14 protein-coding genes are annotated in these 15,533 nt (G+C 41.8%); 13 read left to right on the top strand and 1 reads right to left on the bottom strand.

Features of this window, described 5'->3' with window-relative positions; translation table 11 throughout:
* Positions 1-165: 165 nt before the first annotated feature.
* Entirely contained in the window at positions 166-1,677 is a 1,512-nt protein-coding gene (locus tag ACE1ET_RS18350; RefSeq protein ID WP_375729877.1) for a DUF4301 family protein, read from the top strand.
* Positions 1,678-1,895: 218 nt separating this feature from the next.
* On the opposite strand, the gene tnpA is transcribed toward ACE1ET_RS18350, so the two are convergent.
* Positions 1,896-2,351, bottom strand: a complete 456-nt coding sequence (gene tnpA, locus ACE1ET_RS18345) for an IS200/IS605 family transposase (protein WP_375729876.1) — start codon at positions 2,349-2,351, stop codon at positions 1,896-1,898.
* A gap of 523 nt (positions 2,352-2,874) precedes the next feature.
* Here tnpA and nifH point away from each other — a divergent pair.
* From nifH to ACE1ET_RS18285, 12 genes are all read left to right on the top strand, one after another.
* The gene (gene nifH, locus ACE1ET_RS18340) at positions 2,875-3,708 is read left to right on the top strand and encodes a nitrogenase iron protein (RefSeq protein WP_375729875.1); all 834 of its coding nucleotides are present in this window, start codon (positions 2,875-2,877) and stop codon (positions 3,706-3,708) included.
* A gap of 21 nt (positions 3,709-3,729) precedes the next feature.
* Positions 3,730-4,056 carry a P-II family nitrogen regulator gene (locus ACE1ET_RS18335; protein WP_375729959.1) on the top strand — a complete coding sequence of 109 codons (327 nt, stop codon included), beginning with the start codon at positions 3,730-3,732 and terminating at the stop codon, positions 4,054-4,056.
* 18 nt (positions 4,057-4,074) lie between these two features.
* Positions 4,075-4,452, top strand: a complete 378-nt coding sequence (locus tag ACE1ET_RS18330; RefSeq protein WP_375729874.1) for a P-II family nitrogen regulator — start codon at positions 4,075-4,077, stop codon at positions 4,450-4,452.
* A 25-nt stretch (positions 4,453-4,477) separates the two neighbouring features.
* Positions 4,478-6,121 (top strand): nitrogenase molybdenum-iron protein alpha chain, encoded by a 1,644-nt coding sequence (nifD, locus tag ACE1ET_RS18325; RefSeq protein ID WP_375729873.1) that lies wholly within the window; start codon positions 4,478-4,480, stop codon positions 6,119-6,121.
* A gap of 17 nt (positions 6,122-6,138) precedes the next feature.
* Positions 6,139-7,527, top strand: coding sequence for a nitrogenase molybdenum-iron protein subunit beta (gene nifK / locus ACE1ET_RS18320; protein ID WP_375729872.1), 1,389 nt, complete (start codon positions 6,139-6,141; stop codon positions 7,525-7,527).
* A gap of 102 nt (positions 7,528-7,629) precedes the next feature.
* Positions 7,630-8,967: a nitrogenase iron-molybdenum cofactor biosynthesis protein NifE gene (gene nifE / locus ACE1ET_RS18315; protein WP_375729871.1), complete on the top strand. Its 1,338-nt coding sequence runs from the start codon at positions 7,630-7,632 to the stop codon at positions 8,965-8,967.
* A 2-nt stretch (positions 8,968-8,969) separates the two neighbouring features.
* Positions 8,970-10,361 carry a nitrogenase component 1 gene (locus tag ACE1ET_RS18310; RefSeq protein ID WP_375729870.1) on the top strand — a complete coding sequence of 464 codons (1,392 nt, stop codon included), beginning with the start codon at positions 8,970-8,972 and terminating at the stop codon, positions 10,359-10,361.
* Positions 10,362-10,522: 161 nt separating this feature from the next.
* Positions 10,523-11,773, top strand: coding sequence for a radical SAM protein (locus ACE1ET_RS18305; RefSeq protein WP_375729869.1), 1,251 nt, complete (start codon positions 10,523-10,525; stop codon positions 11,771-11,773).
* Between the two features lie 49 nt (positions 11,774-11,822).
* Positions 11,823-12,128: a (2Fe-2S) ferredoxin domain-containing protein gene (locus ACE1ET_RS18300; RefSeq protein ID WP_375729868.1), complete on the top strand. Its 306-nt coding sequence runs from the start codon at positions 11,823-11,825 to the stop codon at positions 12,126-12,128.
* Between the two features lie 135 nt (positions 12,129-12,263).
* Positions 12,264-13,391 carry a homocitrate synthase/isopropylmalate synthase family protein gene (locus tag ACE1ET_RS18295; RefSeq protein WP_375729867.1) on the top strand — a complete coding sequence of 376 codons (1,128 nt, stop codon included), beginning with the start codon at positions 12,264-12,266 and terminating at the stop codon, positions 13,389-13,391.
* A gap of 40 nt (positions 13,392-13,431) precedes the next feature.
* A complete protein-coding gene (locus ACE1ET_RS18290) occupies positions 13,432-13,812 on the top strand; it encodes a hypothetical protein (RefSeq protein ID WP_375729866.1) in 381 nt (126 codons plus the stop codon).
* Positions 13,813-13,968: 156 nt separating this feature from the next.
* Positions 13,969-15,531 carry a sigma-54-dependent Fis family transcriptional regulator gene (locus ACE1ET_RS18285; protein WP_375729865.1) on the top strand — a complete coding sequence of 521 codons (1,563 nt, stop codon included), beginning with the start codon at positions 13,969-13,971 and terminating at the stop codon, positions 15,529-15,531.
* The last annotated feature ends 2 nt before the right edge of the window (positions 15,532-15,533 follow it).

The raw sequence follows: 15,533 nt of genomic DNA, 5'->3' as shown, positions 1-15,533 counted from the left end.
GATGAACGAAGTGAATATCCACGCTGAAAGTGTGGTTGAAAGATTAATATAAATAGCGATCCGGTTTTATCAAACATTTGAATAATATATCTTTGTACCAATAACGAATTGAATCGCTTTTTTAAAGCGATTTCTTAATTATTACCTCATTAATTTTTTGACAACATGGAATTTGCTCAGCATGATTTGGCTCAGATAAAAGCACTTGGTAAACAGCCGGAAGAAGTAACCTCTCAATTGGATCGTTTTGTTAACGGGTTTCCCGATATTAAATTATACAGCACTATTTCAGAGGGAAACGGACTTTATAAACTATCCGCTGATGAATTGAAACAATACATTGCAAAATATGAAACTGAAAGTGAAGGCAGGCAACTGGTGAAGTTTGTTCCTGCATCAGGAGCTGCAAGCAGGATGTTTAAAAATCTTTATAACTTTCTTGAAGGACAGGTCAGCAGTGATGACAGGGATGTACAGGCTTTTTTTAGCGGAATTGGCCGTTTCGCATTTTCAGAAGAATTAAAAGCTCTGTTGGGAAATGATGCAGATAATCTCATTAAAAACAAGGATAAGAAGGTAGTTGAACTTTTATTATCGGATGATGGACTCAGTTACGGAAACTTACCTAAAGCTTTATTGACGTTTCATAAATATACGGATGGGAATACGGCTAAAGCCATTGATGAACATTTGGTAGAAGGTTCGTTATATTGTGCCGGATCAGACAATAAGGTTTCCTTACATTTTACGGTTTCAGAGGAACATATGGATCTCATCAAATCATACCTGGCAAAATCGGTTCCCGTACTGGAAAAACAGTTTAATAAGCATTATGAGATTACCTTTTCCATACAGGATAAAGTTACGGATACTATTGCTGTAGATCTTGATAATCAACTGGTCAGAAAAGAAAATGGAGAATTATTATTCCGTCCGGGAGGCCATGGCGCACTGTTACAGAATCTGGATGCTATTGATGCAGATATCATCTTTATCAAGAATATTGACAATGTTGCTGCACAGTGGCTAATTCAGGATACCATTGATTATAAAAAAGCTCTGGGTGGTGTATTAATTGACATTCAGGAAAAAATATTTGACTATTGCAGGATACTTAATAATTCCCAGTCAATTGAGGGAGACATGGAAAAAGAAATCCTGCATTTCATGGATACCAAACTAGGGTATAAAATACCCGGATTATTTAATGAGTTGAGTGAAAAGGAAAAGGCGGCTTTTCTGTACACTAAACTTAACAGGCCTTTGAGAATTTGTGGGGTGATCCAAAGCAGCAATACCGGTGGTGGCCCGTTCTGGGTGAAGCATCCTGATGGTTCAGAAAGCCTGCAGTTGGTTGAAACAGCACAGGTTAACCTGGATAACCCGGCACAGGTCGATATTCTGAGCTCGTCAAAATATGCCAATATTACGGACCTTGTTTGTGGGGTCAGGGATTTTAAAGGAAACAAATTCGATCTGATGACATACAGAGATCCAGATACGGGTTTTATTGCAGAGAAATCTCAGGGCGGAAAAGTCTTGAAAGCGATGGAGTTACCCGGATTATGGAATGGAGCTATGAGTGACTGGAATACGGCATTTGTTGAAGTACCTGCCACAACATTTAATCCTGTAAAAACGGTTCTTGATTTGCTCAATAAACAACATCAGGGATAATAATTTAGTACATGGTTTCAGTCAGCCCTACAGGCTGATCCGGCACGCCAGCCAGCACCCGGCACTTCGTACCGGGTTAAGTTCGCTTTGTCCTTCGGACTTGAGTTGACCTGCAGAATGTGTATTACTGAGGCTGAAAGCCTCTCTGACTGCAACCTGACATGCAATGTCAGGTTGATGAACGTAGTGAATACCCACGCTGAAGGTGTGGTTGGAATTCAGTTCCAGAAGTATTCAGGATCGTAGTTGATAATATTGAACTGTTTAACGAATTCCTCAACTTCCTCTCTAAACGATTTGTATTTGTGGTGGCTCTCCTGATCTTTAATGTAATTAATAACTTTTTCCAGATTCATGTAATTCACCGAGAATGCACCATAACCTCTTTGCCACGTAAATGTAGAATAATCACCTCCAAAGTCCTTTAGCCATTTTGATGAACGCGCTTTTACCTCCTTAATCACATCCGTAAGGGCATAATTTTTTGAAAGTTTAAACAGTATGTGAATGTGATCTGGCACGGAATTAATTATGACAGACGGAGATTCCTGTGATCGTAATATTCCGCCGATAAATTGATGTAATCTGTGTTTTACCTGATCCTTGATATAAGGATGCCTTTCTTTAGTGCCAAATGTAAGATGAACATAAATCTGTGATAATGACTGACTCATGGTTTAGAATTTTAAGGTGTTTTTAAAGTTAATACATTCAGGTGAAGTTGTCAAGTTTTTCAGTCAGCCCTACAGGCTGATCCGGCACACCCAGCTAGCACCCGGCACTGAGTACCGGGTTAAGTCCGCTCAGTCCTTCGGACTTGAGTTAACCTGCAGAATGTGTATAACTGAGGCTGAAAGCCTCTCTGACTGTAACCTGACATGCAATGTCAGGTTGATGAACGTAGTGAATACCCACGCTGAAGGCGTGGTTGAATATTGCCGGTCCGATGAAATTTATATCATCGGATCCTTAGTTTTATAAGCCTACATTTTCGTATAACGACCCGTTGTATCCTACAATTATGTAGGATTTTTTGTTTGTGGAATTTCCTGTGCCAAAAAAGTTGAATAAAAATTATTCCCCAATATATCAGTCGTTTGAGTACCTGAAAACATGCTAAAAAACATGTTTTTATAAAGTATGGCATGCATATCGCAATGGAGGTTCGCAAATAAAAAATTTCTAAAAAGAGTTGACATGAAAAAAATGAGAAAGATTGCGATTTACGGTAAAGGTGGTATCGGAAAATCAACCACTACTCAAAACACAGTTGCAGGCTTAGTTGAAATGGGCAAAAATGTAATTGTTGTAGGATGTGACCCCAAAGCAGATTCTACCCGATTGTTATTGGGCGGATTAGCACAAAAAACAGTTTTGGATACTCTACGTGAAGAAGGTGAAGATGTGGAATTGGATGACATCATCAAACTTGGTTACGGAGGAACAAGATGTGTTGAATCAGGAGGTCCTGAACCAGGTGTAGGATGTGCCGGTCGTGGTATTATTACATCTATTAACCTGTTGGAGCAGTTAGGAGCATGGGATGAAAAATTTGAAACAGATTATACATTCTATGATGTACTTGGTGATGTTGTATGTGGTGGATTTGCAATGCCAATTCGTGATGGTAAAGCACAGGAAATTTACATTGTTGTTTCAGGTGAGATGATGGCAATGTATGCTGCCAATAACATCTGTAAAGGTATCCAGAAATATGCACAGAACGGTTCTGTTCGTTTAGGCGGTTTGATTTGTAACTCACGTAAAGTTGACAATGAATCGGCAATGATTGAGGAGCTGGCCCGCCAGTTAGGCACTCAGATGATTCATTTTGTGCCACGTGATAACATGGTTCAGCATGCGGAAATTAACCGTAAAACTGTGATTGAACATGCACCGGAGCATCCACAGGCTGACGAATATCGCGCGTTGGCAAAAGCCATTGATGATAACGAGATGTTCGTTATTCCAACGCCATTACCAATGGATAAACTGGAAAAATTATTAATCGACTTTGGAATCGCTAACTAATAAATATTGGAGGAACCGGATATGTTAATGATACGTGCAATTGTAAGACCAGAAAAATCATCTAAAGTGATGAAAGCACTCTTTGAATCAGGTTATGTGGCTGTGACTAAAATTCCTGTTGTAGGACGTGGTAAACAGCGTGGTATAAAAATCGGTGATGTTACATACGACGAGTTGCCGAAAGAAATGTTAATGATTGTGGTTAAGGACGATGATAAGGAGTTTGCGATCAACACCATCATGGAATCAGCCCGCTCAGATGGCGGTGGCGCTTATGGTGACGGTAAAATATTTGTGATGCCGGTAGAGGAAGCTTATACCATCAGCCGCGGAACCAAGGAATTATAACCATTAAACTGAACAACTATGAAATCGGTAATGGCCATAATTCGCATCAACATGATGAATAAAACAAAGAGAGCACTCTCTGCAGCCGGCATTACATCAATGACGGCTACAGGAAATGCCTTTGGAAGAGGTAAAGGATTCTGGGATGCTAAAGTAATGGACGCTGCAAGGAAAGATGTTCCTGAAGCCATCGAGCACCTCGGCAAAGAACCACGCCTCAGACCCCAGAGGGTGCTTACAGTGACAGTGCCCGATAACAAGGTAAAACTGGTTGTCGATACCATTATGAAAGTTAATTGTACCAAATCTCCGGGTGACGGAAAAATCTTTGTGACACCGGAAGTGGATTCAATTAGGATACGAACAGGAGAACGGGGCGATTCGGTCCTGGATTAACACTTCACCATAAAAAACAGAAGTTATGTCAAAAGATGAAATAAAAAAATTAGACAAGGTAGTGCTGCCAGACCCAGAGGAGTTGAAAGAAGAGATATTGAAAAAATATCCGAGAAAGGTAGCCAAGAAAAGAGCCAAAGGATTTGTTGCCAACGATCCTGATAGTGTACCCGAAGTGCAGGCTAACGTTCGTACCGTTCCGGGTATCATTACTCAGCGTGGCTGTACCTATGCAGGTTGTAAAGGGGTTATTCTTGGACCTTCGCGCGATGTGGTTAATATTGTTCACGGACCGATAGGGTGTAGCTTCTATGCATGGCTGACTCGCCGTAACCAGACCAATCCGCCAACACCGGATGATCCAAACTACATAACATATGCTTTTTCTACCGATATGCAGGATTCCAATATCGTATTCGGTGGAGAGCAAAAACTAAGAGATGCCATTCGCGATGCTTTTGAATTGTTTCATCCGCATTCTATCAGTGTATTTTCAACCTGTCCTGTAGGTTTGATAGGGGATGATATTCATGCTGTATGCCGTGAGATGAAAGCAGAACTGGGCATTAATATTTTCGGGTTCTCCTGTGAAGGTTATCGCGGTGTAAGTCAGAGTGCCGGTCACCATATTGCCAATAACAAGATTTTCCAGGAAGTTGTCGGTATTTCTGATAAGACTGAACGCAAAGGTAAATTCCAGGTGAACCTGATGGGTGAATATAACATTGGTGGTGATGCCTTTATTCTGGAAGATTACTTTGAAGAAATAGGTGTTTCTCTGATGGCAACATTTAGTGGAAACTCAACCATTGAAAGTTATGAAACATCGCATCTGGCAGATTTGAACATGGTGATGTGTCACCGATCCATCAACTACATTGCCGATATGATGGAGAAAAAATATGGTATTCCCTGGTTCAAAGTCAATTTTATTGGAGCCGAGGCATCCGCAAAATCGTTGCGCAAACTGGCTGAATATTTTGGTGATAAGGATATGATTGCTGCGACTGAAGCTTTGATCAAACGAGAGATGGCGAAAGTTAAAGCTGTTCTTGATGAGGTTCGTCCGAAACTGGAGGGTAAAACAGCCATGATGTTTGTAGGTGGTTCAAGGGCTCACCACTATCAGGAACTGTTTGCCGAAATGGGAATGCGTACAATTGCTGCCGGTTACGAGTTTGCTCACCGCGACGACTACGAGGGTCGTTCGGTAATACCGACCATAAAAATTGATGCCGATACACGAAATATCGAGGATTTGGTAGTCAGCAAGGATGAAAAGATGTACCGCGAAGAGCTGCAGAAAAGAAAGGAAGAGCTCGCGGCCAAAGGATACGAATTCCGCGATTACAATGGTATGATGCCTGAAATGGATAAAAATGCCATGATTATCGATGATATCTCACACCACGAAACAGAAAAACTGCTCGAGATGGTTAAACCGGATATCTTCTGTGCCGGTATTAAGGAGAAATATGTGATCCAGAAACACGGAATCCCGATGAAGCAGCTCCATAGTTACGATTACGGAGGACCTTATGCCGGATTCGAAGGTGCCATCAACTTCTATCGCGAAATAGAACGAATGATTACTACTGACGTGTGGAAACTGATTGATGCCCCATGGAAACATGAGCCGGAGATTGTGGGAAGTGTTGTTGTAGAATAATTTAAAAATCAGAAATCATGTTATTAAGACATACAAAAAAAGCATCGGAAACGATAGAGCGGAAAGGGTTAACCATTAACCCGGCAAAGACCTGTCAGCCTGTTGGGGCAATGTATGCTGCACTTGGAGTGCACGGTTGTCTGCCTCACAGTCACGGTTCTCAGGGATGTTGTTCATATCACCGTAGTGCCCTCACAAGGCATTATAAAGAGCCTGTCATGGCATCTACCAGTTCATTTACCGAAGGTGCCTCAGTGTTTGGAGGCCAGGCAAACCTGCTACAGGGGCTGGATAATATCTTCACCATTTATGAACCGGATATTGTAGCTGTTCACTCTACATGTTTGTCGGAAACAATTGGTGACGACCTTGCCCAGATTGTTGGAAAAGCCAGAGACGATGGTAAAGTGCCCGAAGGAAAACATGTGGTTTATGCCTCTACGCCAAGTTATGTGGGATCGCACGTTACGGGTTACGCCAATATGATAAAGGGCTTTATAGACTATTTTGCCTATAATACCGGGGAGAAAAAACGTCAGGTAAATATTATACCGGGCTGGTGTGAACCGGCTGATATGCGTGAGATAAAACGTATGACAGGTATGTTGGGGGTAAAATCGGTAATGTTGCCGGATACATCCGATGTACTGGATGCGCCGATGACCGGTAAGCACATTATGTATCCTGCCGGTGGAACCACAATTCCGGAAATGGCATCCATGGGCGACTCTATGTTTACCGTTGGCCTTGGGGAATGGAGTACACGCGATGCGGCCATCCATCTTGAAAATAAATGTAAGGTGAAATTCACCGTTGGCGATTTGCCGATAGGTATAAAAGCTACGGACCGTTTTATCCAGGAACTTTCGAAAGCTGCCAAGGTTTCCATTCCTTATACTGTTTCAGTAGAACGTGGCCGGTTAGTTGATATGGCTGCCGATATGCAACAGTATTTATTTGGAAAACGAGTGGCCCTCTGGGGTGATCCGGATCAGCTAGTCCCGTTAACTGAATTCCTTGTTGACCTTGGAATGAAACCGGTTTACATTGTTTCCGGAACACCGGGAAAACGCTTCAAAAAACGGATGGAAGATATACTTTCTGAAAAAGTACCTGAAGCAAAATATCTGAACGGCGAACGTGCTGATATGTTCCAGATGCATTCATGGATTAAGGATGAAGGTGTGGATCTGATTATCGGTAATACCTACGGGAAATATATTGCCAGGGACGAGAATATTCCTTTCGTTCGTTACGGATTCCCTATCATGGACCGTGTAGGTCACAGTTATTTCCCGACAGTAGGCTATATGGGAGGTATCAGGTTGCTGGAGAAAATACTTCAGGTATTAATGGACAGACAGGATGCAACCTGTGCTGAAGAAAAATTTGAACTCGTAATGTAACAACGATAGTTATGCAATGCGGTTTGTTTGCCGGGCAGGGTTCAGGGGCTATAGACCCTGCCTGGTTTTCAAACAAAACATAAATCACATAAATCACACACAATGGCACTATTAGAAGAAAGGAAGCGACAGGTTGCCACTATTGAACGCACCAGAGAGGTTGACCTTGAATGCGGCAAAAAAAGTCTGGAAGGTTCAGTTAGTCAGCGGGCGTGCGTATTTTGCGGATCAAGGGTAGTGCTTTATCCAATTACAGATGCTCTGCATTTAATCCATGGTCCGGTAGGCTGTGCAGCCTATACCTGGGACATTCGCGGGGCGCTGTCGTCCGGGCGCGAAATACACCGGTTAAGTTTTACTACAGATTTAAGGGAAAAAGATGTAGTGTTCGGTGGTGAACCCAAACTTTATTCCGCACTTATTGAATTGATTGACGCGTATAAGCCAAATGCAGCATTTGTTTACAGTACCTGTATTGTCGGCGTTATTGGCGACGATGTGGAAGCTATTTGTAAACGGGTTTCCAGAGAAAAGGGTATCGATGTGCTTCCGGTTCAGTCCGAAGGTTTTAACGGAACTAAAAAAGACGGTTACAAAGTAGCCTGCGATGCACTGGCTAAACTGGTAGGAACCATGGATGAAGAGGTTCCTGAATTCAGCATTAACATACTTGGAGATTTTAACCTGGCAGGTGAACTATGGATACTGCAGGAATATTACCGCAAAATGGGTGTGAATATTGTCGCAACCATTACAGGCGATGCACGGATCGATCAGATCAGGAACGCGCATAAGGCCTCTCTTAATGTGGTACAATGTTCCGGTTCCATGATCCATCTGGCAAAACATATGAAAGAAAAATACGGCGTGCCGTTTATGAAGGTTTCGTATTTCGGAATCGAAGATATGTCGGACGCTTTGTACGAAGTTGCAGGCTTTTTCAAATCGGAACAACTGATGCAAAATGCACGTCAGGTGGTTCGGGATGAACTTAAGGACCTGCTGCCTGCTTTGCAACCGTACAAAAATGATTTGCAGGGAAAGAAAGCTGCCATTTACGTCGGTGGTGCTTTTAAAGCTATTTCTCTGGTAAAAGCGCTTCGCCTGATCGGCATTAAGACCGTGGTGGTAGGATCGCAAACCGGCAACAAGGAAGATTACAATTTACTGAAGGAATTATGCGACGAAGGAACCATTCTAGTGGATGATTCCAACCCGGTGGAACTTTCTGAATTCGTGAAAGAAAAAGAGGCTGATATATTTATCGGCGGTGTTAAGGAACGGCCTATTGCCCATAAACTCGGATTAGGATTTTGCGATCATAACCACGAGCGCAAAGAGGCACTGGCCGGATACGAAGGGATGTTGAATTTTGCCAAAGAGGTTCATGCCACTGCTATGAGTCCGGTTTGGCAGTTTACAAAAAGAGGGAGGAAATAATCATGGAAACATTGCTGAAAAAGAATTCGTTTGTAGCCACACGAAATGCATGTAAAATGTGTGCGCCACTTGGTGCAAGCCTTGCATTCAAAGGTATAGAAGGCTGTGTGCCACTCATTCACGGTTCGCAGGGATGTGCCACATATGTAAGGCGCTATCTTATCAGTCATTTTAAAGAACCAATGGACATTGCCTCGTCCAACTTTACCGAGGAATCAACCATATTTGGCGGTGGGCAAAACCTGAAACGTGCTTTGGATAACATTAAAAAACAGTATCATCCAAAAGTAGTGGGAATTTCCACAACCTGCCTCAGCGAAACTATCGGAGATGATGTGGACGGTGCACTTCAGGATTATGCCCGCGAATGTGGTGAATCAGATAAAACAACTTATATCCATGCTCAAACGCCCAGCTATCAAGGGAGCCATGCAGATGGCTTCCATGAGGCTGTGGCAGCTGCCGTAAAGCGATATGCCGTAAAAGGTGAATCCAATGACAAAACGGTGCTTTTGGCAGGTTTTATGTCTCCCGGCGATTTGCGCTATCTGAAAGAGGTAATGCGTGAATTCAGGATGTCATACGTGTTGCTGCCTGACTATTCTGAAACTATGGATAACCCGCATTGGGATGAGTACAAACTGCTCCCTGAAGGCGGAACTAAAATAGCAGACATCGCTGATGCCGGAAGTGCCAAAACATTCATTCAGTTTGGAGAGGTACTGAATAAAGGACGCTTATCGGGGAGGGTTTCCGGCGATCATTCGGTGACATCTGCCGGTGATATTCTCGAAAAACAATTTGATATTCCGGGATTCAGAATTCCGTTTCCCATAGGCATTAAAAACAGCGATACCTATTTTGAAACACTCAGGCAGATCTCGGGTAATGATATTCCCGAAGAAATCGCCAAAGAAAGGGGTCGTTTAATTGATGCATACGTAGATGGACATAAATATCTGTTTGGCAAAAAAGCCATGATTTATGGTGAAGAGGATTTTGTAATTGCACTGACCGCTTTTCTGACCGAGATCGGAATAGATCCTGTAATCATTGCCAGTGGAGGAGAGAGTAAGTTATTCGAAAAGAGGGTAAGGGAAAACAAGGGAACCGAAAACTCTCTGGTACTTACGGGTGGCGATTTTGAAACCATGGCGGAACGAGCGCGTGAAATTAAACCGGATATCATCATTGGTCATAGCAAAGGTTATTACATCGCCCGGGAACTCAGCATTCCTATTGTGCGGATTGGTTTTCCTGTTCACGACAGGGTAGGTGGACAACGTATACTGCATCTTGGTTACAAAGGGACGCACAATCTTTTCGATTTGATCACTAACGCAATTATAGAGTACAAACAAGATAACAGTCCGGTGGGCTATAAATATATGTAATGCCATTTTGAAAATGATTAAGCTATTAGAATATCATTTTAAATATGGGATTATTCCGATATAGAATTTGTAAGTCATAATAAACGAAGCGAAATGATGACTCTGACAAATTCATAATCGGTATAGAAGCTAGATTCATTAACAGGTAAAAACGAGCAGAAATGAACGAAAAACATCCATGTTTTAACAAAGAGGCCAAAGGAAAGTACGGGAGGGTACATCTGCCGGTGGCACCAAAATGCAATATTCAGTGTAACTATTGCAACCGCGACCACGACTGTGTGAATGAATCACGTCCGGGCGTAACATCATCGGTTTTATCGCCGGTTCAGGCTGTTGATTATTTGAAGGCATTAACATCCAAACATCCGCAAATAACTGTGGCAGGTATTGCCGGTCCGGGTGATCCTTTTGCCACACCGGAACTCACCATGGAAACCCTGCGTTTAATGAAGCAGGAATTGCCTGAAATGATTGCCTGTCTGTCATCCAACGGGTTGAATATTTCACCTTATATTGATGAACTGGCTGAGCTTGGAGTTGGTCATGTAACAATTACCATTAACGGTATTGATACCGAAATTACCGAACCGGTTTACAGTTGGGTCAGGCATGAAAAAAGAATTTTCAGGGGGAAACAGGCTGCAGAACTTTTGCTGGAAAAACAGCTGGAGGCCGTCAGGTTATTAAAGGAGAAAGGTATAACAGTAAAGATCAATACTATTGTTATGCCTGGAATGAATGATTTTCACATTCCTGAACTCAGTAAACGCATGGCTGAGATGGGTGCTGATACGCAGAATGCCATTCCTCTTTATCCTGTTAAGGATACGCCTTTTGAGGATATGGAAGAACCTTCAAAAGAACTGATGAGGGATGTACGTAAAATGATCGGCATGTATCTGAAACCTATGACACATTGCGCGCGCTGTCGTGCCGATGCTGCCGGATTACTTGGAAAGGATATTGCAGAAGCCACACAAATGATCCGTGATTTCGCCATGAAACCTAAAGAAGATGAAAACCGCAAATATGTGGCTGTGGCCTCGCATGAAGGTATGCTGGTCAATCAGCATCTGGGTGAAGCATCAAGCCTGTATATTTTCTCGGAAACACCGTCAGGATATCGCATGATTGAACAAAGGGTAACCCCGAATCGTGGCACAGGTATTCAACGCTGGACTGATTTAGCAGATACGCTTTCTGATTGTAGGGCTATTCTGGTTGGTGGAGTAGGTTCATCACCCTATAAATACCTGAGTAAATCAGGATTGGAGATCATAGAAATGAGTGGTTTAATTGATGAAGGATTGGATTCTGTTTATAAAGGGAAAGAACTTAAATGCGTTAAAAAAAGGGATGCATTTAGCTGTGGTAGTGAATGTGCCGGAACAGGAACCGGTTGTGGTTGATTTTGAAAATGATAATAAAAAATAAATAACACGATTTAAAGCTTATAAAATGAAGAAGCCTGAATATCAGATTTTAGTATGCAACTCCTACAGGGTGGCAGGAGATGCACAGGGATACTGCAACAAAAACGGTGCGAAAGATTTTATACCGTACATTATGGAAGAATGTGCTGACAGAGGAATTGATGTGGCTATTACATCTACCGCATGTTTGAATGTTTGTTCTCAGGGACCGGTAATGGTCATACAACCAATGAACCTTTGGTATGGTGGAATCACCGAAGAACGTATTGATGAAATACTGGATGCTTTGGAAGAAGGTGAAGCCGTAGAAGAATATTTAATTGCCGATTAAAATTGTGATTTATGTGAACCGGAAAGCAAAAGGGCCCAGTTTAATTACGAATTATGAATTACGAATTAATTGGTCTTTTGCTGACCGGATTTTACAAGGTCACAGTACATGAAAATCAATCATAAATCACAAATAATGGTTAAGGAGAGAAAATACCTGGTTGATACCACGCTACGGGACGGTGAACAGGCTCCCGGAGTTGTTTTCTTTCAACCGGACAAACTGGAAATAGCAGCAAAACTTGATGCTTTAGGCATTGAAGAGCTGGAGATCGGAACACCTGCAATGGGAGAAGAAGAAGTTGCGGATATGCAGGCGATAGTGGCAATGAAACGGGGATTCATTAGCATAGCATGGTGCCGTGCCATGAAGTACGATATAGATATGGCTGAAAAATCCGGAGTGGATGCAGTGAATATTTCATTTCCTGTGTCGCACCTGCATTTAATGGCTATGGATAAAAGTCCTGCCTGGGTACTCGATTCTATGGACTATCTTTTACCCTATGCTTTGAATAAGTTTGACAGAGTATATATTGGTGCACAGGATGCATCAAGGGCTGAGTATCCCTTTCTGCAATCGTTCGTTGAAAAAGCGTTCAACCTTGGAGCAGAAAGGGTTCGGATTGCAGATACTGTGGGTGTGATGAATCCCGTAATGGTTAGTGAATTATTTGGAAGCCTGAGGGAAATATTTCCATCTGGGGATTTTGAATTTCATCCACATAATGATCTGGGAATGGCAACAGCTAATGCTATAACTGCTTTGATGAGTGGGGCAAACAGCATAAGCGGAACTGTTAACGGATTGGGTGAAAGGGCCGGAAATGCAGCAATCGAAGAGGTAATAATGGGGATGAATCAGGCATTAATAGCTTCAGGACCCTATAACTTTTCAGTCATAAGTGAATTATCGCAACTGGTAGCCGAACGTTCAAATATTCAGCTCCATCCTTCAAAACCAATCGTTGGAGAAAATGCATTCTCGCATGAAACAGGCATTCATACCAGATGCATATTAAAAAACAAACTTACATATCAGCCCTTTGATGAATCGGTAGTTGGGAAAAAACAAAATCGTATTGTATTTGGCAAACATTCAGGAAAGGCTTCAGTGGAAAGTTTTTTTAAAGACAGGGGAATTATCCTGAATTCTATTCAGCTTATGATGATTATGCGAGGTATCCGTGACATAGCGATGAGCACCCGTACAATTTTAAGCGATAATCATGTCATGAATGTATATCATAGTCTTTTCACTTAAGAGGTTATAAATAAGGATATAATGTTTTAAAATAATTTGTATGGACAATATAATTTCTGTTTATAGAGAAGGGGAAGCATACCTGCATAAGCTTCAGAAAATGGATTTTGAGAAGGCAAAACTTGGTCCCGAAGTGGCGTATAATATGATTTGTATGTCTGCAGAGGCTATGTTATCCGCTGTATTGATGAAATATGACGAGGTTGTGGAACATGGTTCTATTTCAGCGATGCTCAGAGCGACTTCCATTCACTTACCTGTACGTCTTGGATTAATTGATGAAGGTAGGTTTATTAACCGGTTCCATACATGGTGTTCACTGGAGTCCATTAAACCTAAAAAAATAGAACCGGCTGACCTGAAACGAATGGTAAAATGTGTGGAAGAGATTGATGAAATGGTAAAATGCCAGTTTCAATAATAAAAATACTGAATAAAATATCAAAATAACATTTAAAATATAGTTATAATATAAAAATGATATCATTTAAAATTATATTAAAATAAAATGATGTCTATGTAGAAAATATTTGTAAAAATAGATAACTTTGCATCAGGTGAAAGATTCTTGATTGCTATGGAAGTTAGACGTTGCGTGAAGACGCACAATGAGTGCTATGGATATAAGGAGTTGACTCTTTTGTTTGACATCAGTACGCAGTTAATGCGTAGCCGGGAGATAACAGAAGAGTTGCCCCTTATTTTGAAGAAAATGTGTGAATACCTGCACGGAGAAAGTGCCTTCCTTAATGTGCTTGAACGTGAGAGTTCAAAGATTTACATTGAGGTAGCTCATGGTCTGAGTCCTGCCCAGACTTCCCGTGGTAAATATAATTTAGGAGAAGGTATAATTGGCAGGGTCGTTGAAACTGCCCACCCGGTTGTGGTGCAGGAAATTTCCAAATCGCGTCTTTTCCTAAATAAAACAAAGCAGGATTTAACAGTTGATGGAAAGGAGCTTACCTTTATATGTGTGCCGATTATGCAGGATAGCAAAGTCGCAGGTGCACTATCTATGACCCGGAAATTCAATCCGAGAATTACCATTGAAGAAGATAAACGCTTATTGTCGATTATTGGCTCTCTTATCACACAGGCTGTGAGGGTACGTCAGGACAGACTGGAAGAAATCGAACGCCTGAAAAAGGAAAACCAGGTGTTGCACGAAAGGGTTGGATCAGACAGTAAACCCAGTAATATGATTGGCAATTCCTCAAAAATGCAGGATGTTTATTCCTTAATTGATATGGTTTCGCCAACGAATTCTTCGGTACTTATCCGTGGTGAAAGCGGTTGTGGTAAGGAACTGGTGGCCGATGCCATCCACAGGGTGAGCCAGAGAAAAGAAAAACCTTTTATAAAAGTGAACTGTTCTGCATTACCCGATTCTCTTATTGAAAGTGAATTGTTCGGGCACGAAAAAGGCGCTTTTACCGGTGCTGAAAAACAACGAAAAGGGCGCTTTGAGATGGCCGACGGTGGTACCATATTTTTGGATGAGATAGGCGATATCCCTTTAACCACGCAGGTCAAAATTTTAAGGATTCTGCAGGAGAAGGAATTTGAACGTTTAGGTGGAACCGAAACCATAAAAGTGAACGTAAGAATTATTTGTGCCACCAATAAGAACCTTGAACAAGCCATTCTGGAAGGAACATTCCGTGAGGACTTGTTTTACCGGATTAACGTGTTTCCGTTGTTTCTTCCTTCATTAAGGGACAGGCGAAACGACATCCCCCCTCTTGTAGATCATTTTATTTCCAAGTTCAATAAAGTCAATAAAACATCCATTAAGCGTATAACCACATCTGCCATAAATATGCTGATGGTATATTCGTGGCCGGGTAACGTGCGTGAGCTGGAAAACGTGATTGAGCGGGCATGTATTTTAACTACGGATAATGTGATTCACAGTTACAATTTGCCACCAACATTACAAACAGCGGCATCGTCCGATACGCAATCGAAAGGTGGACTTTCGTACGTGGTTGAAAAAATTGAAAAGCAACTGATTATTGATGCGTTGATTGCAACCAAAGGTAATATTGCAAAAGCTGCTACGGAATTGCTGATTACCGAACGAATGTTAGGATCAAGAATACAAAAATATAAACTCGACGTCTGGCGATATAAAGTTTGAGC

The sequence above is a fragment of the Quyinboa mangrovi genome (genome assembly GCF_042219825.1).
Taxonomy (GTDB): domain Bacteria; phylum Bacteroidota; class Bacteroidia; order Bacteroidales; family UBA5342; genus JBHJHP01.
The sequence above is the reverse complement of the archived record's forward strand: the minus strand, read 5'-3'. Positions and strand labels throughout refer to the sequence as shown.